Raw genomic sequence first — 18,272 nt, forward strand, 5'->3', positions numbered from 1 at the left:
ATCACCTCTCTCTATCAGGACTCCGCTTTATTTTGCAAACGGAACTGAATCAGCGTCACCGCGATGATCGCGAAGAACAGAATGAACGATCCCGCCGCGGCATACCCGAATTTACTAAATTGGAAGCCGTTATTGTAAATGAACAGGGATGCTGTCAGCGTGCCATCGAGCGGTTTCCCTTTAGTCATGACAAACGGTTCCTCGAAAAATTGCAGCCAGCCAATCATCGTCGTGATGGACACGAAGAAAATAGCGTAACGAAGCTGCGGAAGCGTAATATAACGAATTTGCTGCCATGTATTGGCACCGTCAAGCTGAGCCGCTTCATAATAAGAACCCGGAATCCCTTTAATAGCCGCAATAAAAATAATCATGTTTAAGCCGATGCCCCGCCAAACTGCCAACACAATCAACGAAACCTTCGCTACTGTTGGATCGGTCAGCCATGGGACGGGACCTAAATTCATTAAACCAAGTACATAGTTGAATAATCCAAGCGTCGGATTATATAGATAGCTCCAAACGACTGCGACCGCAACCACATTCGTTACGGACGGTAGATAGAACACAACGCGGAATACTTTGAAAGCACGTGATTTACCCATGTTAATCAGAATCGCGATGCTAAGCGAAAATATCAGCACCAACGGAACACCGATGATGACGAAGAACAGGGTATTACCAAGGGACTTTATAAAGGAAGGGTCCAAAAGCACGTTCGTGTAATTTTCCAATCCTATAAAGCGAATACTTTCATAATTAACGAGTCCTGACAGATCCATATCCGTGAAGCTGATTACGAGCGCCAGTAGAATCGGCAACAGCGAAAACAGCGTCAACAGGATGATGGAGGGACCGATAAACAAGTATGGCGCAAGCTTCTGCGAGCTTCCTTTCATGCCTTCACTCCCTTTGACAATGGCGGATATGGATCATTATTTTTTCATAATACTTGCAGCCTGCTGATTAAAGTCATCCATTTCCTTCTGTACGTCGGCTTGACCACGGTAAACACGCTCAAAGCTCTTGATGAATTGTTGAGAAACCTCTTCCCATGCTGCCAGTTGCGGTAATGCTGCGGAATGATCCAGCTGTTTACGAATCGTTTGAAGCATCGGATCACTCTTAAGCTTGGCGTCTTCCCACGATTTAGTAGCCGCAGGCAAGTTACTGGACAGTTCCATCCATTTCAGCTGCGTTTCTGGTTTACTCATGTAAGCCATGAATTTGGCCGACTCCTCTGGGTGCTTGCTGAATTGCATAATTGAAAGGTTCGCTCCACCCAAAACGGACAGGTTGTTTACTTTGCCAGGAAGCTCCGCTATATTCCATTTACCTTCCAGTTCTGGTGCCTTGCTCTTGATTTCTTTAATCATAAAAGGACCGCTGATAAACATTGGAACGATACCATCACCTTGTAAACCTTGAACAGAGTCAATTCCAATATCCACTGCGTTAGAGCCGTTTTGGAAAAAAGTATTCAAATACTTCACAGCATCTACAAACGGTGGTTGGTTGAACAACGGATTGCCCTGCTCGTCAACCAGTTTGGAACCGTTCTGGAGAGCAAACATAAAGCCCATAGACTGCTCCTTTGCACTAAAGGAGATACCATATTTGCCTTTGCCCCGAGCCGCCAGCTTTTGGGCAGCATCGGAAAGCTCTTCCCACGTTTTAGGTGCTTCATTATATCCGACTTGTTTCAGTAGGTCGGAACGATAGAACAAAACTCTCGTTTCAGTGTACCAAGGCACACCGACCGGTTTCCCTTCAAATTTTGTCGTACCTACAGCACCCTCGAAGAAATTCTTCGATTCCAGTTCAGGATACTTGCTGATATAAGGGGTAATATCCGTCAATGCACCCGCAGACGCAAGCTCCGGTACCCATGACGTGCCCAATTGGACCACATCCGGACCAGACTTCGAGGCAACAGCCGTTAGCAATTTATCGTGAGCGTTATCCCAAGGTAACGCCTGTACATCGACGTGAATATCTGGATTTTCTTTCTCAAAATCTTTTACAATTTCAGGCAGCAGCTTTCCTTCCGCTCCCATGCCCCACATGGTGATGGTCGTCTTGCCGTTCGCATCTTTACCGGACGAATCATCCTTGGACGAACAACCTACCAGCGCGCCCCCCAGTAATAAGGTGCTTGCCAAAATGATCCCCAACGTTCTTTTCATCATACGAATTCCTCCCGAGATGATCGGTTTACCGATCATGCAATATGATAACGGATTCAAATACGAGGATTTTGCGAAAATACAATTAGCGACTTCCAATGAACAATATATAGAACGAAATGGTCTCGTTCATCTATATATTGCATTTTGGAGCGACTGGAATCGAATCTTGCAAAATCCTGATGCATGTAAATACATAGCGATTAAAGCATACCGCTATAACACTTATGTTCAAAGCACAAGGACCATACCCGTCAATAGAAACGTTTCGATAGTCATTATAGAACAAATTGAAACCGTATTCAATAGGAATATTATATTTTATTCGCTCAGAATCCCGACTTTTTTTTCGTTTATATCATCTTTATTACGTTATTTAGCCTATGAAAACCCCCTGAATTGGATTTGACTCTCCATTTGAAAGCGTATATAATCCAACTGAGTTCAACAATAGAAACGTTTCGATTAATAATACGACAGAATATTATGCTTCTATACTAGCTATTAGCCTGTTCAGCACTTTTTTGAATCAATTTTATCCAAAAAATCTCATGAATCTGAAAAAAAAGAGCTGTCCACCAACAATACAGCTTATGGAGGATTATGATGGAACAACAACTGAATTCCTATTTAGAAAACATGACGCTTGAAGAAAAAGTCGATCAACTGCTACAGCTTGTGGGTGCCTTCTTTGAAGAAGCGGGAACGGATAGTCAAATTACTGGCCCCATGGCTTCTCTCGGCATCACAGAGGAAAATGTCCATAACGTCGGTTCCGTGCTTGGTATCGCAGGGGCCAAGGAAGCGATTCGTGTTCAGCAGGCTCATTTGAGTAAAAATCGTCTGGGTATTCCGCTTTTAATTATGGCAGATATTGTACACGGCTTCAAAACGATTTTCCCTATCCCGCTGGCCATTGGTTGCTCATGGGATATGCAACTTGCAGAAGAGAGCGCTACCATTGCAGCCCGCGAGGCGGCTGTATCCGGTGTTCACGTCACATTCGCTCCTATGGTCGATCTGGTGCGTGACCCGCGCTGGGGCCGTGTGATGGAATCTACAGGGGAAGACCCTTACCTCAACAGCGAATTTGCTCGTGCGTTTGTGCGCGGGTTTCAGGGTAAAGATCTGACGAACGATACCGACCGGGTGGCCGCATGCGTGAAGCATTTTGCCGCATATGGAGCTGGCGAAGGCGGACGGGATTACAACACTGTAGATGTATCCGCCTGGCAGCTGCGAGAGTATTATCTCCCCTCCTACAAAGCTGCTTTAGATGAAGGCTGCGAAATGGTGATGACGTCCTTCAATACCGTAGAAGGCGTAGCCGCAACGGGCAATAAGCGCCTGATGCGTGATTTGCTTCGTGATGAATGGGGCTTTGATGGTGTGCTCATCTCGGATTGGGCCGCCATCAAGGAGCTTATCCCTCACGGCATCGCCGAGGATGAGCGCGAGGCAGCGAAGAAAGCACTGCTGGCTGGCGTAGATATTGAAATGATGACCTCCTGCTATAACGGGCATCTGCCTGAGCTGGTTCGCAGCGGACAACTGGATGAAGCGCTCATTGATGAAGCCGTGATGCGTATATTGAAGCTCAAGCAAAAGCTGGGCTTGTTCGAAAATCCGCTACGCGGCGCAGACCCTGAGCGTGAACGTGAAGTTGTGTTCTGCGAAGCTCACCGTACGGTTGCCAAAGAATTAGCTATTAAATCTTGCGTGTTGCTCAAAAATGATTCCGTTCTTCCATTGAATCGCAATCAACATATTGCGTTGATCGGACCTTTTGCAGAGAGCGGTGATATCCTGGGCTCTTGGTCGTGGAGTGGTTCACAGGAGGAAGCTATTCGCGTTGTTGACGGATTCCAATCGAAAATATCCTCCTCGCTGCTCACGGTTGCGGCAGGTTGCTCTATCGACGATATAACTGAGGAGCAATATGCGGAAGCTCTGCAAGCAGCCAGCCAAGCAGAGGTTATCGTGTTGGCGCTTGGTGAGCGCTCCGATATGAGTGGTGAAGCAGGCAGCCGTTCCAATATTCGCCTGCCACAAGCCCAGTTGGAACTAGTGAAGCGCCTGAAGACGCTGAACAAGCCTATGGTAGCCGTATTATTTAATGGTCGTCCGTTGGATCTGCACGGTGTCATTGAAGAAGCAGACGCCGTATTGGAAGCCTGGTTCCCTGGTGGTGAAGGCGGCGCGGCGATTGCCGAATTGTTGTACGGTGATGCCGAACCTACGGGTCGCCTGACCATGTCATTCCCGCAATCGGTCGGACAGGTGCCCGTGTACTACAATCATTTTAATACGGGACGCCCGCAGTTAGATCCGAATACAAAAGAACGCTACGTGTCCCAATATCTAGACGTACCAAACGAACCTTTATTCCCGTTCGGCTATGGACTGAGTTACACCGATGTAGCCTATGACAGCGTACAGCTTTCCGGCGATACCCTTATACCTGGTCAGGAACTGACCATTAAAGTGCAGGTAACGAACACAGGAACACGTCCGGTCGAGGAAACCGTCCAGTTCTATGTTCGTGATATCAGCGGTGATACGGTTCGTCCAATGAAAGAACTGAAAGATTTCTGCAAAGTCCTTCTTGCCCCAGGAGAAAGCCGGGAAGTTGAATTTGCATTGACCGAGCCTCAGCTGCGCTATCATCATGCAGATTTGAGCTTCAGTAGTGACAGCGGTGAATTTGCCGTCTTTACAGGACCTAACAGCCGAGATACTAGTGAAAGCCGTTTTCGGTTAATGAAATAAACAGGAAAGTGAGGCGTTCCCTTTGATGAATACAAGTCTGGATCAAAATATTTTGCTGCGAGCTGGCGACCTGTCTTTTACCTTCTTGAGCAGCGGTGATGTGTATAAGATCGCCCACGGCTCAACGATGATCAACCAACTGTTGACCAATTCAGTCGACGGTTCCTTGAACAATCTGTACTTGAGATTGTACCGTCCGTCCGGTGTAAGTATCACTCCCCTGCTTGGAATTCGCTCACCGGGAGTCATCCGACAAACGGATCAGCAGATTATTTGGGAGGGTTTCACCGCTGGTGTAGGCTATCAGGTGACCTTCACGCTAAGCCGCCTGGGAGTATGGTTCTGGGATGTAACCCTACAGGGCGATGACGTGGAAGCAGATGTCGTGTACGGTCAGGATATTGGCATTGCCGATACCGCCGCTGTGCGCAGTAATGAAGCTTATTTGTCTCAATATATTGACCACACCGTCTACCATGATGAACAAAGAGGCTACACCGTTTGCTCACGTCAAAACCAGCCTCAAAGTCAGGCGTTCCCATACATTCAACAAGGCTCGTTAACCCGCACTGTTGGTTACTCGACTGACGGATTTCAGTTCTTTGGACTTTCGTACAAAGAAACGAATGAGCCGGAAGCACTCCATCGTGACTCGCTCGCCAATGAAGTGTACCAATACGAATTCGCCTATACCGCGTTGCAATCTGAGCGGGTGAAACTTGCAGGGGAAGCTCGCTTTACTTTTTACGGTCTGTTCCAGCCCAATCATCCAGCCGCAGTGACAAAGCTGGAGTATCAGGAGCTGGTGACAAAGGCACGTGACGAAGTAGCTACCGTTCTAGCGGACGCTTCCGAGACCAGTATACCGGCACACGCGGCAAGTGATCTTCAGGCAGGGCGTGTGGCTCCAGCTCAAACCATCGGTGAGCCGCTGCGCACGCTGGACTTAACCGCTGCCGAAGTGAATCAACTTTTCCCGAAACGGCAGGAAGAAGAACGGGATGGCGATGAACTACTTTCCTTTTTCACGGACAGCTATGAGCATGTCGTACTCAAATCCAAAGAGCTTCGTGTAGAGCGTCCCCATGGGCACATTTTAATGGGCGGGCATTACTCAGGAGGCAAGGAAGAAACCATTACAACCACCTCCTATATGTACGGGGTGTTCAATTCCCAGCTCGTGATCGGCAATACAAACTTCAACAAAATGATCACCAACGCGCGTAATGCGCTCAATATTCCCAAGACATCCGGTCAGCGTATCTATGTCGGAATCCAAGGGAAATACCGCCTGCTCACGATGCCTTCCCTGTTCGAGATTGGCTTTAATTATGTGCGCTGGTACTACAAAACGGCTGACGATACATTCATTATTACAAACCATACGAATGCTGATAGCCCAGAAGTACGGCTTCATATGCGTGCGGCAAGCGGCAAAACCTATCCGTTCCTCATCACTCAGCAAATGTCTATGCATGTGAACGAATATGAGCTTCCGTTTCATATGGAACATGAAGGTGACGCCCTGCTCTTCCGGGCAGACTCTGCTTCCCTGAGTGCCGAAGCCTATCCAGACCTGCTGTACCGAATGCACGTCGAGGGCGCTCCATTACAGCAGGTGAGCGACGCTCACGTACTGCTACAGGGTACAGCTTCCGCTGATGCGTCCCTAGTCGTGCTGGAGCTGGGTGACAGCAGCGAATGGACCTGCACCGTGCAGGGTTGGCTGAATGGGCTTTCAGCCGGGCAAGAATCAGCGCACAAAGAGCGTCACGCTTCCTTTGAAGATGAGCGCGAGCGCTATCGGGAATATTTTGCCGAGCTTATGAACGGTTTCCATCTGTCGCTGGGTCAACATGAAACGAGTGAGCTATTCCGTGTGAACGCAGTGGCTTGGTGGTACACCCACAATATGCTCGTTCACTACTCTGTGCCTCACGGTCTGGAGCAATACGGCGGTGCAGCCTGGGGAACACGTGATGTGTGTCAGGGGCCTGTGGAATATTTCTCAGCTACGCAAAAGTTCGACGAGGTTCGTTCCATTCTGCTGACTGTTTTCAGCCATCAGTACGAGGACAGCGGAAACTGGCCGCAATGGTTTATGTTTGACAACTATACTCACGTGCAGCAAGAAGAAAGCCATGGGGATATTATCGTCTGGCCGCTCAAGGTACTGGGCGACTATTTGACCGCTACCCGTGATTACAGTATTCTGGGAGAAAATGTACCTTACACCCATCGGCATACTTTCGATTATACCAAGCAGACCGCGACTCTCATGGAACATGCCCTGAAGGAAATCGAATATATTCGGGAGAATTTCCTTCATGATACGTATTTGTCGGCCTATGGCGACGGCGATTGGGATGATACCCTCCAGCCAGCCAATGCTCAGCTGAAGCAATACATGGCGAGCAGCTGGACGGTTGCACTCACCTACCAAGTTATTAGTAACTTTGCTGCTGCTTTGGAGCAGGCCCCCGCGGGTGTAGTAAGCGAAGCCGACAAGATTGCACAAGATCTACATCAAATGGCTAATGGCATCCGTAAAGACTTTAACCGCTACATGCTGGAGAGCGGAATTATTCCGGGCTTCGTGTATATGGAAGAGCCCGGCCAACCTAAGCTGATGCTCCATCCGTCTGACACCGAGACAGGAATCCATTATCGGTTGCTGCCAATGACACGCAGCATGATCAGCCAGCTGCTCACGCCTGAACAAGCATTGGCTCATGAGCAGCTCATCCGTGAGCAGTTCCTCTGCCCGGATGGTGTGCGTTTGATGAACCGCCCTGCACAGTATGATGGCGGTGTGAGCTCGCACTTCAAGCGTGCAGAGCAAGCGGCCAACTTTGGACGTGAGGTCGGGCTGCAATATGTGCATGCCCATATCCGCTTTGCGGAAGCGATGGCCAAGTTGGGACGCAAGGATGACGCTTGGCACAGCTTGAAGCTCATCAATCCGGTCGGCATCCGTGCGTCCGTACCGAATGCCGAATGGCGCCAAAGCAACGCCTATTTCAGTAGCTCGGACGGTAAATTTAACACCCGCTATGAAGCCCAGGAACGGTTTGGTGAACTGCGTGAAGGAGCCATACCCGTCAAAGGCGGCTGGAGAATCTATTCCAGCGGTCCGGGAATCTACATGAATCAGCTCATATCGAATGTCCTTGGTATTCGTCAATCGGGCGAAGACCTGATCCTGGACCCTGTGCTGCCGGATCATCTCGACGGATTGGAATTTGAATTTTCCTTTGCAGGAAAACCAATTACCTTCGTCTACCGCATGCTGCAAGAGCGTACTGGTAGTGAGCAAGGCCGTGCAGTATTGAACGGGACACCACTGGAAAGCGTGCCAGCCGATGATAATCGCTACCGCTCTGGTGCCTTGCGCATCAAACGTGAGATTTTCGAGCAGGCCTTAGCAGAACATGACGGTGTACACCGTCTGGAGATTATTTTATAAAGAGTTTTTGATGCTAAATCTGGTATAGGCAACAAAGGGATGGCGATCTTGCGGGATCGCCCTTTGCTGCTTATGTGTAGAACTACGACATTTGGAATAGATATGTGGTTAATAATGAATATACAATAGCAATTATAAGACGGACGACAAGGAGGTGACGATGTGGTCAGCATTAAAGATATCGCCAAACAGGCGGGCGTTTCCATATCTACCGTTTCATATGCCTTGAATGGTAGCGATAAGGTAACAGAAGAAACTTGCGCACGTATTTTAGCGATTGCCAAAGAGCTTAACTATGTGCCCAATGCCGCCGCACGTAATCTCAAGAAAAGGCAGACCAAAATTATTGGCGTTTTCCTGACTGATTTTCGTGGAGACGTTTATGGAGATTTACTGTACGGCATCAAGGAAATTTTGAACCGCAAGGGTTATGATCTCATCGTATGCAGCGGTAAGCAATCTCACCGAATGCTGCCGGAACGCATGATCGACGGCGCCATTGTGCTGGATCAGACGTTTGAAAGTCAGGAGCTACTGAACTATGCCGAGCGAGGACATAAAATTGTCGTATTGGACCGTGAACTGAATCATCCTAACATTAACCAGGTGCTGCTGGATAACAAAGCGGGCGCCGCTCTCGCAATCGAACATTTATTGGAATTGGGACACCGTAAGCTATATGTGGTTACCGGACCAGAAGGTTCTTACGATTCATGGCAACGGATGCAGGCGGTCAAGCAGACCATTGAGCGTAGCGGCGTCGCTGAAATGATCGAAATTGACGGCGATTTTGAGAAATCGGGTGGCGAACAGGCGGCTGAAATCATTTTGCGGCAACAAGATGGCCCGGGTTCGGAACCTGTAGCCGTATTTTGTCTCAATGATGAAATGGCAGTGGGCTTTTACAATCGAATGGCTCAATCAGAACTGACAATTGGCAAGGATATTCATATCGTCGGCTTTGATAATATCGAGCTGGCGCAATATATTCAGCCCCGTCTGACAACGATTGACTATTCCAAACGTAAATGGGGCGCTGTAGCTGCCGAACAAGTTCTCAAAATCATTGCGGGGGAAGACGTGGAGCATGAACGTTTATACGTTACGCTTGTCCAAAGAGAATCGGCAGGCGCAGCATTCATCACCCCAGATCAACAGAATCTGTGATGAACAACGCAGAAGTAACCTGCTCGCCAGCCTCAAAAAAAGAACTTCCATAGTCCCAGAACACGGGTTGGAAGTTCTTTTAGTTATACTTTTTTAACCTAATAAATCCTCAATTAAATTCGTCAACGACCGTAAGGGATTGCCAATCATTTCCCCCGTCTCCAGCTCCACCTGTAACGCAGCATCAACCATAGACAACTGTGCTACAGCCAGACCTCTGCTTGGATCAGCCTTCCTCAGCTCATACAGCGAACGGACCAGCAATTCCTTATACTCGTCTTCACGTCCCTGCATAATCAGTTGAAAAGCGTCCTCCACCACCTTAATCTCCATCCAAGAAGAGATATCTGGTTTGCCTAACAGAGCAGCCGTATGATAAAGACGCTTCATCGTTCCCTCTACAGTAGCCGGATTCGTGAATACCAAGGTCCGTGGCAGCAAATCATCGCATATCTCATGAAAAAAGGGCTCATCCAGCGCAATTACTGGTGTAGACATGGTCAATTGAGCCTTTTCTGCCAAAACGATATAATTCGTGCACGTTATCAAAATAACGTCTATGTCGCTTTGGGCAATCCAACTTAGTTGCTCTTCTACCTTGCGACTGGCATCGTCCGCAGAAAAATGCGGGTCTGACGAGATCCGGCGCATAAGCCCAGGGTCCACAAAATGTATCAGCTCCACCTCATAAGAAGCAAAAGCTCGTTCCACATAGGCTATGTTCGAGTGATGTGCATGCAGGCAGCCCACACGCTGCTTCAAGCCTTCCATCGTTCAACCCCCTGTTATATGTTTGCATCATTTTAACAGGAACAGGACGGTTGGGAAAGCGTGCCAATCAGGCCATACCCCAAACTCACTTTTTTTAAAACTTACCGTTTGTATTTTTCCACTCTGTTTTAGCTGGAACCTCCTGAACTACGTCCCAATGTTCTGCTACCTTACCGTTCTCTACCCGGAACAGATCATAGACAGCGGCTGAAGTTCCCTTAGATGATGTCAATTCACTCACAACCAACACGAAGTTGCCTTCTCCAATAACCATGTGAACCTGACCATATCCAAAAGAAGCTCCTTGGCTTCCCGCTGCGGAAAATGCTTGCTTCAAATTGGATACACCGTCACCAAAAAGAGGGTTATGCTGAATGTAATGATCACTGTTATAGTAGCTTTCCAATGCAGCACGATTTTTGCCAACCAGGACATCATCCACAAACTTGCGGATCAGTGTTTTGTTCGTCTCAGTTTGGTTGAGATCCGTGATCTGTGTTGTTCCGTCAATCATTGTACGTCCGCTTGGATTAGCTGGAGCCGAGTCCTGAATATTGTCCCAATGCTCAACGATTTTACCATTGCTATCGAAGCGGAAAATATCAAAGACAATGCTTGATTTACCTGCAATTGTCGTTTTATAATGAACAGCTACAAAATTCCCATCCTGAAGCACACGATGGATTTCAACCTTTGTACCAGCTTGCTTCAATTGGCTAATTCCTTGCAGCAAGGCATCTCTTCCGCTGGCAAAGCTCAGATTGTGCTGAATGTACTGATCTTTGCTGATCCAGGTCTCGGCCGCTTTCGTATCTCCGGTTTCAAAGCTTTTCACGATTTCAACGACCTTATCCTTATTACTCACCCCGATTTGCACCGTTTGGCTAGCCGGGTCCCAAATCACTTGCTTGCCCCATGCTTCTTTGACGACATCAACCGGTACATAAGTTACCCCTTGCTTGGTCAATAGGGTCGAGGTGGATAGCGGTACCTTAATCCCGTTGATTTGCGCTTCCGGACTGCCTGACACCAGTACAACCGTCGCCTGATCATATCGGATAGTCGTGCTTTGTCGCGCCGTATTGAACGTAATATGCTTGGCATCCATTGGAATTCCCAAACTGGAGGCCAATTGTCTCAAGGGAATTAAGACCTGCTTATTTCTCACGATAGGCGCAATTTTGTAAGCCTCCTTCTTGCCATCTACCCAAACCTGAATACCCGTAGTAGGTTTTACCTCGGCTGCTAAAGCCGGTACAGCAGAAGACAGAACAAGCAAACCAGCGAGTGCAGCAGTAACCGTATGTTTTTTCATGAATGTGAACCCCTCTCAACCTATAAAATAAAATATGGAAGACAATTTTCTTTTATGTAACTTATATAGTTACACCTAATCGCAAAAAGCAACTTTTCCCCGCCTATCTAACTTTAAACCCCATTTAAATCTTTTGAAACCTCAATAACCCTCCTTTCAAAAATTTATAATTGTACTGCTACAATGCAAGCCACAAGCCTTAGAATAAAGGATATGGGGAGCAATAACAATGTATGATAATTTGCTAATGCCGAAACTCAAAAAAAGCGGCTCCTATCATCAAGCGAATAAACGCTTTTTGAATAGTAAGCCGCTGTTAACCCCATTGCTATTGTTATACGGATAACGTTCTCCGAAACTTGATAAAGCTTCCAATTCGCCAGATTGAGATATACACCAGCGCCATCGTAATTGCCAGCATGCTAATTTCAGTCGTACCCAGACTACTGAGGTACTGGGTCAAAACAACGCGAATCAAGATAATAGCGATAATAATATATTTAAAATATTGGTTCGGCTTGGGATAAATACGACCGTCATCCCGTCTTTCATACGCCGTATGCAGCAAAATAACATAGCCAAACAGAGCCCCTAATAGCCCGGCAACCAGCAGTTCCCAAAAGGCGGGGGGCGCATACGTTTGACCGGGAATATGCATTAATTGGTACACAGACATCATCATAAGCGGGAATGCGATAAACAAGGGGAGCAGAATCCGGATTCCGTTTCCTTTTACCGGCCCCCCTCGTCTTTTGGTTCTCAACCAGATCATCAGCCCCACCAAAACAGCCAACAATGCATATATAAATATCGTCGTCATGGTGAAACTCCTTCCTCATAGATCCTATAGATACGCTAGCCTAAATCGACAGTTTTTTCTCCAGTAGATAAGCGCTCAAGCGGATTAATACATATGCAGCAACCCAACTGATCAACACCGCAATCGGGAAATGCCAGGTAAAAGAAAACCATTGTCCTGTTTGAACATGGTCAAACTGCTCATAAAGCCCCTGATCGCCTGACCAATAAAAGACACTCCCGCCACCCATCAAAAGAATCCAGAGTATCGGGCTAATCGGCCGCAAGGTGCTGTATTTGGTACTGGCCGTCAGCAGACCCAGCGCAATAACCAACGGTGTGAAGGCGATAATCATCACAAACCAGTTCAATCCAGCTATAATAAAGGACGCTGCATCCGCAAACGTATAAGGCTGGATGGTGGATGAGATGAACAGCGCGTACAGAGAACCTACCACAAACAGGGACAAGGTCACGACCACGGCTTGTAAAATAGCAGCAATCCATTTGGCGCTAATCAGCCACATACGCGGATAGGGCAGAGTCAGCCACCATCCGTAGGTGTCATTCTCCCATTCTCTTCTCAGACTTCCCACACCCATGAAAATGATCATGTACGGCAAACCCAGGGTGACATACCACAGCCTTGTCAATTCGAGTTGGTTATGAAGCGCGAAATACAAGGAAATAACGAACGCCGCAATTAGAAATAATGAGAAATACACAAGTCTCCACGATCTCGGTAGTCGATTGCGGCTCTGCTTTCTCCAGCTTCCTTTATTTCGAAATTCATGGCGTATCAAATCTTTGAACAGCCCTGATGAATTCACGCCTTCCACTCCTTTTTGTACAAATTGCGGAACACCTGATTCAGCGAGCCATGCTCTGCACGCAGATCGTCCGAATCACCAGACCATATAACCCGTCCGCGGTCCATCATGACCGTGTAGTCAAACAAGCCTTCCACTTCCTGAATATCATGCGTGCTAATGAGTATAGACTGCTGGCGACCCTCCAAATAATCAATAATCCCAGCCACAATCGCCTCTCTGGAGAGGACATCAATGCCCGCAAACGGTTCATCCAGGATCATGAGCGGAACCTCACGCGCCAGACATAAAATCAGTAGCACACGTGCCTCCTGTCCGCGACTCAACCCGGCCATTTTCAACTCCAACTCCACGTCCATATGATCAGCAAGTTTATAAGCATCTTTTATATTGAAGCCAGGCAAAAAGGATTCCCCCCACTCCAGTGTCTGCTGCACCGTATGATTGGGGTACCAGCGAGCCCGGTCAGGCAGGTAGGATATACCACGATTGGTTTCCCAACCCGGCTTTTGCCCCAACACCTGAAGCTCGCCCCCATCTGGCCGAATTAATCCGGTGATTGCTCGAAAAAAGCTGGACTTCCCACAGCCATTGGGTCCAAGCACCCCTACAATGCGTCCCGCCGGAATGACGACATCCAAGTGGTCCAGCGCTTTTTTACTTTCATATTGCTTCGTCAGATGACTCGCAACCACAATAGATTCCGTCATGCCCCTTCGCCTCCTCCCTCGTCATTTCCGTCCTGTTTGCTTCGTATATACTGCTGTACATCTTCCCACGATAACCCCAGGCTGCTCATCTGTCCGAGAAACTGATCTATATACGTTATAGCCAATTGTTCCCTAAAGCTGGCAATCCGTTCACTGGACGAAGTAACATAAGTGCCTAACCCGCGCCGCTTCTCAGTCAATCCGTCCCGCTCCAGCTCCTGATACGCCCGCATCACAGTATTCGGATTCATGCGTAGTTCCTGCGCCAGATCACGAACAGATGGCATTTTGCTTCCCATTTCGATCTCCCCTTTAGCAATGGAGCTTCGTACTTGATTTAATATTTGCTCATATAATGGCTGACTGAAGTCAATTAAAAACCGGAACGAGCCAACCCGTTGTTCTTCCATGGGTGTTTCCCCCTAATCGGCTGCATCTATCGTGCCTGTAGTGTATTATATCACTTAATACACGTAATACAAGTACCATCTTACTAAAATGTTAGTCATGCTTCCAAATTTCATTCAGTAAATGCTCAGCTTGCACTCAGATAGCATTCAAGTTGATGCCTTATGATGTATCACGTACCAAACAAACCATAACCGAAAGGTGGAAAATGAAGATGAAGAGCACCAAGAAAGCAATTTTGGCTGGAACGATGGCCTTGGCATTTTTAGGAGGCGGTGCACTATACTCCACAAGCGCAGCCCATGCTGCTTCAACTACACCTGAGAAGGCTCCCATTGCAGACAAAGCACAAGCACCTAAGGGTAACCCCGGAGATGCTAACGGCCCTAAAATGGCAGGAGGAAACTATGCTGAGAACAAAGCTCTCCTGAAATTATTGAAATTGTCCTCCAGTCAGTTGGATACACAGTTGAAAGCAGGTAAATCCCTTGCTACGATCGCCAAAGCACAAGGCGTGAGCGTAAATTCCGTTATTGATGTGATGGTTTCAGATATGAAAGCGAAACTGGCTACGGAAAAACAAAACGGCAAGATTACAGCAACTGAATATAACCAACGTGTCTCTAATCTAAAAAAAATGATGACAGATATGGTGAATGGCGTAAAACCCTCCAAACCACCAGTAGATGGCGGTAAAGCGGATGCAGGTAAAGCTCCTGCCCAAGGAGATGCAGCCAAGGCTCCTGCTAAAACCAATGCAGCTAAAGCCTCTGCTAAGCAGAAATAGCTAAAGCCACCCATGTATAATAAATCTCTATCCGGCTTCCCTGTACGGATAGAGAAATCAATAAGCCTGTCCCCTGCTGCGATACAACATAAGGAGACAGGCTTATTTGTCATGTAAACAAGATAATATGTGGTAGACTAACATGATCCAGAGGTCATTTTTCACTAAAATTCATAATAAGGAGAATGTAATGAAAATAAATAAACAGGAATTTGATATACGAGGAATGAGCTATACGATCAGATCTGCCATGATTCAAGATGCGAAGAATTTGTCTGAAATCCGTTTGCTGATTGATGGAGAGACTGAAAATTTAGACAGAGAGAAGGGAGAAGCGTTTATAAGTACATCCGGTTTTGAACAGCTCATTGAATCAGATACAGAGAATAACAGAAACCTATTTTTAGTTGCGGTAGTTCATGATAAAATCGTCGGCTTTTCAAGATGTGAGGGCCATGTTCTGAGCAGATTCTCTCATAAAGTTGAATTTGGCGTATGCGTACTAAAGGATTTTTGGGGTTATGGGATCGGGACGTATCTTTTAAAAAAATCTATTTCTTGGGCTGACTCCAATGGCATCAAGAAAATAACTCTACAAGTTTTGGAAACGAATGATAAAGCCATTGAGCTCTATAAAAAACATGGATTTGAGATCGAAGGGTTATTAAAAAACGATAAGGTTCTTTCAGATGGCAAATACTACAACACCATAATCATGGGGAGATTTCATAAATAAAAAAAGACCCTGTTCAACAGGATCTTTCATCTTTGTATCGCCACACATCCCCTAGTAGCGATAATCATCATAAGGATTGCGATTACGATACTGATCACGCGGCTGCTGGGCTGCGGTAATCATCAAAAATATGCCTGAGATCAAATGCATCAACCAGCCCACAATCGGAATCCATCCAATAACCGAGGTCACGATCCCTAAAATAGATCCATAATAAGACTCTCTATTCGTCACCGATAGCACCAACGTAACAATGTGGAAAATCAGCATAAAGAACAATATAGTATACGCGGAATTTACGACGAGCAGCCCGCCCAAAACGGGAATAGCTAAAAACAGCTCCAATCCGCCTGTAATCCATTTTAATGTTTTTGATGGTGTCATTGTTCCACTCTCCCGATGCTGTTTCATTCCATAATTATATCCCATCCCTATCTAGGATGACATACATTTTTTAACATAATATATGCTTATATCGTGACAGTCTCATCCCTTTTTCGAATGAGCTAAGCCCTGGCTACATATATGTGAGAGAGAATGAAATTTCGTGATTTCTAAAGGGGTGAACACGATGGGATATTATATTGAGGTGGAACGCGGCGTGAAGCTGTATGTCGAGGATATTGGAGAAGGCATCCCTGTTCTGATGGTTCACGGCTGGCCGCTGGATCACCGAATGTACGAATATCAGGCCGCCTTGTTGCCTGCTTACGGGTATCGCTGTATTCAGGTTGATCTTAGGGGGTTCGGCAAGTCTGATCGACCATGGCATGGATACAATTATGATCGATTGGCGGACGATCTGCTGGCTGTTATGCAGGCGCTTCAGTTAAACCAGGTACGGCTGATCGGTTTTTCGATGGGGGGAGCTGTGGTCACACGCTACATGAGCAGGCACCGGGGATTTGGCGTCAATCAGTTGATCTTGATCGGAGCAGCTACGCCCCGATTCACCCCAACCAGCGACTTCCCTTACGGTACTCCTGTCACAGAGGTAGATAAACTCATCAAACAAGCCTATACAGATCGTCCACAACTGGTAACTTCTTTTGGCGAGATGTTGTTTGCCAATCCCGTTAGCCAGAGCTTACGCGATTGGTTACGTGATCAGGGTTTCGCGGCTACAGTTCATAGCATGGCTTGTACTTTGTATTCACTGCGTGACTCTGATTTGCGCGCTGACCTACCATGTATACACGTGCCTACTTGGATTCTACACGGCAAGCTGGATCGGGTCTGTCCTTTCCCCCTGGCTGTCCAAACTCAAAAAGGAATTGCCGGATCAAAGCTTATTCCTTTCGAACGAAGCGGGCACGGTGTATTTTACGAAGCGCTACCCGAATTTAATTCTATCTTACTGAGCATACTAGCCCCATCCTCCACACCATAATTGAAAACCTGTTCATTCTTATGTATAATTCATATTTATAAAAAACAAAAAAGACGCCTCAGCGCCGTTAATGGCTATGGGGCATCTTTCACTACAAACATTTATCCGTTTAGGATTGTTTGGTATGATTAAAGCTCGTATTATTTAAAACAGCCAGCTTTTTCTCGCCCTTCACCATGGCAGAACCGCAAATGGGGCATGTCGGCTCGACAGAAAAAGCGAAGTTATCCCGCATCCAGCCGTTACATGTATCGCTGGCGCAATTCCAGACAGTTGTAATTTCCTCAGGAATCTCATCCATTGGCTTTTTCCGTGAATTGTACATAAACATCCCTCTTTCTTCATGATTTATAAAGCGATAAGATGTAATCAGTTCAAAAACGGTCTTGTGAACAGATAAAAACAAATGCCCCAAACGCTATGTTCGGGGCATCTGAAGTAGGCTGTAATTTTAAATTACAGTTTTACAACGTTCTCAGCTTGTGGTCCACGGTTTCCTTCAACTACGTTGAATTCTACGCGTTGGCCTTCGTCCAAAGATTTGAAACCTTCGCCTTGGATTGCGGAGAAATGTACGAATACGTCGCTTCCACCTTCAACCTCGATGAAACCGAAACCTTTTTCTGCGTTAAACCATTTAACTGTACCTGTTTGCATGGAATTACCTCCAAAATGTATTTATATGACCTTTATTTTTGACAAATAAAAATTCACATATTGCACAAGGTTATTTCAACCTAAAACAATAACCCTCTACAATATGTGAATCTCAGGTCACAATTTCAATATACTCATATTACCATAAGTGTATTGAAAACGCAAGCACTGGTGAATTTAATTTATGCAGAGTGCTTATGTCTTCTATTGCTGCTTCAAAGCTGTGTTCATTCGGCGGGAGTGAGTCATTAACGCCTACTTAAAACATTATATCCGCAGTTG

17 protein-coding genes are annotated in these 18,272 nt (G+C 46.7%); 6 read left to right on the forward strand and 11 right to left on the reverse strand.

Annotation, left to right across the window (positions count from 1 at the left end):
• Positions 1-14: 14 nt before the first annotated feature.
• A complete protein-coding gene (locus NLX82_RS22990; RefSeq protein WP_023986621.1) occupies positions 15-899 on the reverse strand; it encodes a carbohydrate ABC transporter permease in 885 nt (294 codons plus the stop codon).
• A gap of 36 nt (positions 900-935) precedes the next feature.
• Positions 936-2,189: a sugar ABC transporter substrate-binding protein gene (locus NLX82_RS22995; RefSeq protein WP_034094959.1), complete on the reverse strand. Its 1,254-nt coding sequence runs from the start codon at positions 2,187-2,189 to the stop codon at positions 936-938.
• A gap of 603 nt (positions 2,190-2,792) precedes the next feature.
• On the opposite strand from NLX82_RS22995, the gene bglX reads away from it, so the two are divergent.
• The 3 genes from bglX (at position 2,793) to NLX82_RS23010 (ending at position 9,588) form a co-directional block, all read left to right on the forward strand.
• Entirely contained in the window at positions 2,793-4,955 is a 2,163-nt protein-coding gene (gene bglX, locus NLX82_RS23000) for a beta-glucosidase BglX (protein WP_081326317.1), read from the forward strand.
• Positions 4,956-4,980: 25 nt separating this feature from the next.
• Positions 4,981-8,421: a GH36-type glycosyl hydrolase domain-containing protein gene (locus tag NLX82_RS23005; protein WP_023986617.1), complete on the forward strand. Its 3,441-nt coding sequence runs from the start codon at positions 4,981-4,983 to the stop codon at positions 8,419-8,421.
• Positions 8,422-8,583: 162 nt separating this feature from the next.
• Positions 8,584-9,588, forward strand: a complete 1,005-nt coding sequence (locus NLX82_RS23010; protein ID WP_023986616.1) for a LacI family DNA-binding transcriptional regulator — start codon at positions 8,584-8,586, stop codon at positions 9,586-9,588.
• Positions 9,589-9,681: 93 nt separating this feature from the next.
• Here NLX82_RS23010 and NLX82_RS23015 read toward each other — a convergent pair whose 3' ends face one another.
• From NLX82_RS23015 to NLX82_RS23040, 6 genes are all read right to left on the reverse strand, one after another.
• Complete coding sequence (locus tag NLX82_RS23015; RefSeq protein WP_023986615.1) at positions 9,682-10,359, reverse strand: hypothetical protein; 678 nt, start codon at positions 10,357-10,359, stop codon at positions 9,682-9,684.
• Positions 10,360-10,453: 94 nt separating this feature from the next.
• Complete coding sequence (locus NLX82_RS23020; RefSeq protein WP_053324438.1) at positions 10,454-11,674, reverse strand: stalk domain-containing protein; 1,221 nt, start codon at positions 11,672-11,674, stop codon at positions 10,454-10,456.
• A gap of 334 nt (positions 11,675-12,008) precedes the next feature.
• Positions 12,009-12,494: a CcdC protein domain-containing protein gene (locus tag NLX82_RS23025; protein WP_023986613.1), complete on the reverse strand. Its 486-nt coding sequence runs from the start codon at positions 12,492-12,494 to the stop codon at positions 12,009-12,011.
• Between the two features lie 40 nt (positions 12,495-12,534).
• Positions 12,535-13,302, reverse strand: coding sequence for an ABC transporter permease subunit (locus tag NLX82_RS23030; protein ID WP_023986612.1), 768 nt, complete (start codon positions 13,300-13,302; stop codon positions 12,535-12,537).
• Positions 13,299-14,012, reverse strand: coding sequence for an ABC transporter ATP-binding protein (locus tag NLX82_RS23035; protein ID WP_023986611.1), 714 nt, complete (start codon positions 14,010-14,012; stop codon positions 13,299-13,301). The genes NLX82_RS23030 and NLX82_RS23035 overlap by 4 nt, the downstream gene beginning before the upstream one ends.
• Positions 14,009-14,422, reverse strand: a complete 414-nt coding sequence (locus NLX82_RS23040; protein WP_023986610.1) for a GntR family transcriptional regulator — start codon at positions 14,420-14,422, stop codon at positions 14,009-14,011. Before NLX82_RS23040 ends, NLX82_RS23035 begins: the two co-directional genes overlap by 4 nt.
• Positions 14,423-14,634: 212 nt before the next feature.
• Here NLX82_RS23040 and NLX82_RS23045 point away from each other — a divergent pair, with 212 nt between their 5' ends.
• Together NLX82_RS23045 and NLX82_RS23050 are read left to right on the forward strand one after the other, a co-directional pair.
• Positions 14,635-15,207: a hypothetical protein gene (locus NLX82_RS23045; protein WP_023986609.1), complete on the forward strand. Its 573-nt coding sequence runs from the start codon at positions 14,635-14,637 to the stop codon at positions 15,205-15,207.
• Positions 15,208-15,397: 190 nt separating this feature from the next.
• On the forward strand, positions 15,398-15,943 hold the full coding sequence (locus tag NLX82_RS23050) for a GNAT family N-acetyltransferase (RefSeq protein ID WP_023986608.1): 546 nt from the start codon (positions 15,398-15,400) through the stop codon (positions 15,941-15,943).
• A 51-nt stretch (positions 15,944-15,994) separates the two neighbouring features.
• Here NLX82_RS23050 and NLX82_RS23055 read toward each other — a convergent pair whose 3' ends face one another.
• The gene (locus NLX82_RS23055; RefSeq protein WP_013308359.1) at positions 15,995-16,327 is read right to left on the reverse strand and encodes a hypothetical protein; all 333 of its coding nucleotides are present in this window, start codon (positions 16,325-16,327) and stop codon (positions 15,995-15,997) included.
• A gap of 187 nt (positions 16,328-16,514) precedes the next feature.
• Between NLX82_RS23055 and NLX82_RS23060 the strand changes: the two genes are divergently transcribed.
• Positions 16,515-17,333, forward strand: a complete 819-nt coding sequence (locus NLX82_RS23060) for an alpha/beta fold hydrolase (RefSeq protein ID WP_023986607.1) — start codon at positions 16,515-16,517, stop codon at positions 17,331-17,333.
• A gap of 109 nt (positions 17,334-17,442) precedes the next feature.
• Here NLX82_RS23060 and NLX82_RS23065 read toward each other — a convergent pair whose 3' ends face one another.
• Positions 17,443-17,658, reverse strand: a complete 216-nt coding sequence (locus NLX82_RS23065) for a cold-shock protein (protein WP_013308357.1) — start codon at positions 17,656-17,658, stop codon at positions 17,443-17,445.
• A gap of 131 nt (positions 17,659-17,789) precedes the next feature.
• A complete protein-coding gene (locus tag NLX82_RS23070) occupies positions 17,790-17,990 on the reverse strand; it encodes a cold-shock protein (protein WP_007428290.1) in 201 nt (66 codons plus the stop codon).
• Between the last annotated feature and the right edge of the window lie 282 nt (positions 17,991-18,272).

The organism is Paenibacillus sp. A3M_27_13, assembly GCF_024213315.1.
Classification (GTDB): Bacteria; Bacillota; Bacilli; order Paenibacillales; family Paenibacillaceae; genus Paenibacillus; species Paenibacillus polymyxa_B.

Bases quoted from the DNA above. Each gene is read 5' to 3' on its own strand.
- NLX82_RS23025 (WP_023986613.1), bottom strand. From the start codon at position 12,494: ATGACGACGATATTTATATATGCATTGTTGGCTGTTTTGGTGGGGCTG.
- NLX82_RS23035 (WP_023986611.1), bottom strand. From the start codon at position 14,012: ATGACGGAATCTATTGTGGTTGCGAGTCATCTGACGAAGCAATATGAA.
- NLX82_RS23045 (WP_023986609.1), top strand. From the start codon at position 14,635: ATGAAGAGCACCAAGAAAGCAATTTTGGCTGGAACGATGGCCTTGGCA.
- NLX82_RS23070 (WP_007428290.1), bottom strand. From the start codon at position 17,990: ATGCAAACAGGTACAGTTAAATGGTTTAACGCAGAAAAAGGTTTCGGT.
- NLX82_RS23040 (WP_023986610.1), bottom strand. From the start codon at position 14,422: ATGGAAGAACAACGGGTTGGCTCGTTCCGGTTTTTAATTGACTTCAGT.
- NLX82_RS23050 (WP_023986608.1), top strand. From the start codon at position 15,398: ATGAAAATAAATAAACAGGAATTTGATATACGAGGAATGAGCTATACG.
- NLX82_RS23065 (WP_013308357.1), bottom strand. From the start codon at position 17,658: ATGTACAATTCACGGAAAAAGCCAATGGATGAGATTCCTGAGGAAATT.
- NLX82_RS22995 (WP_034094959.1), bottom strand. From the start codon at position 2,189: ATGATGAAAAGAACGTTGGGGATCATTTTGGCAAGCACCTTATTACTG.
- NLX82_RS23015 (WP_023986615.1), bottom strand. From the start codon at position 10,359: ATGGAAGGCTTGAAGCAGCGTGTGGGCTGCCTGCATGCACATCACTCG.
- bglX (WP_081326317.1), top strand. From the start codon at position 2,793: ATGGAACAACAACTGAATTCCTATTTAGAAAACATGACGCTTGAAGAA.
- NLX82_RS23005 (WP_023986617.1), top strand. From the start codon at position 4,981: ATGAATACAAGTCTGGATCAAAATATTTTGCTGCGAGCTGGCGACCTG.
- NLX82_RS23060 (WP_023986607.1), top strand. From the start codon at position 16,515: ATGGGATATTATATTGAGGTGGAACGCGGCGTGAAGCTGTATGTCGAG.
- NLX82_RS23020 (WP_053324438.1), bottom strand. From the start codon at position 11,674: ATGAAAAAACATACGGTTACTGCTGCACTCGCTGGTTTGCTTGTTCTG.
- NLX82_RS22990 (WP_023986621.1), bottom strand. From the start codon at position 899: ATGAAAGGAAGCTCGCAGAAGCTTGCGCCATACTTGTTTATCGGTCCC.
- NLX82_RS23055 (WP_013308359.1), bottom strand. From the start codon at position 16,327: ATGACACCATCAAAAACATTAAAATGGATTACAGGCGGATTGGAGCTG.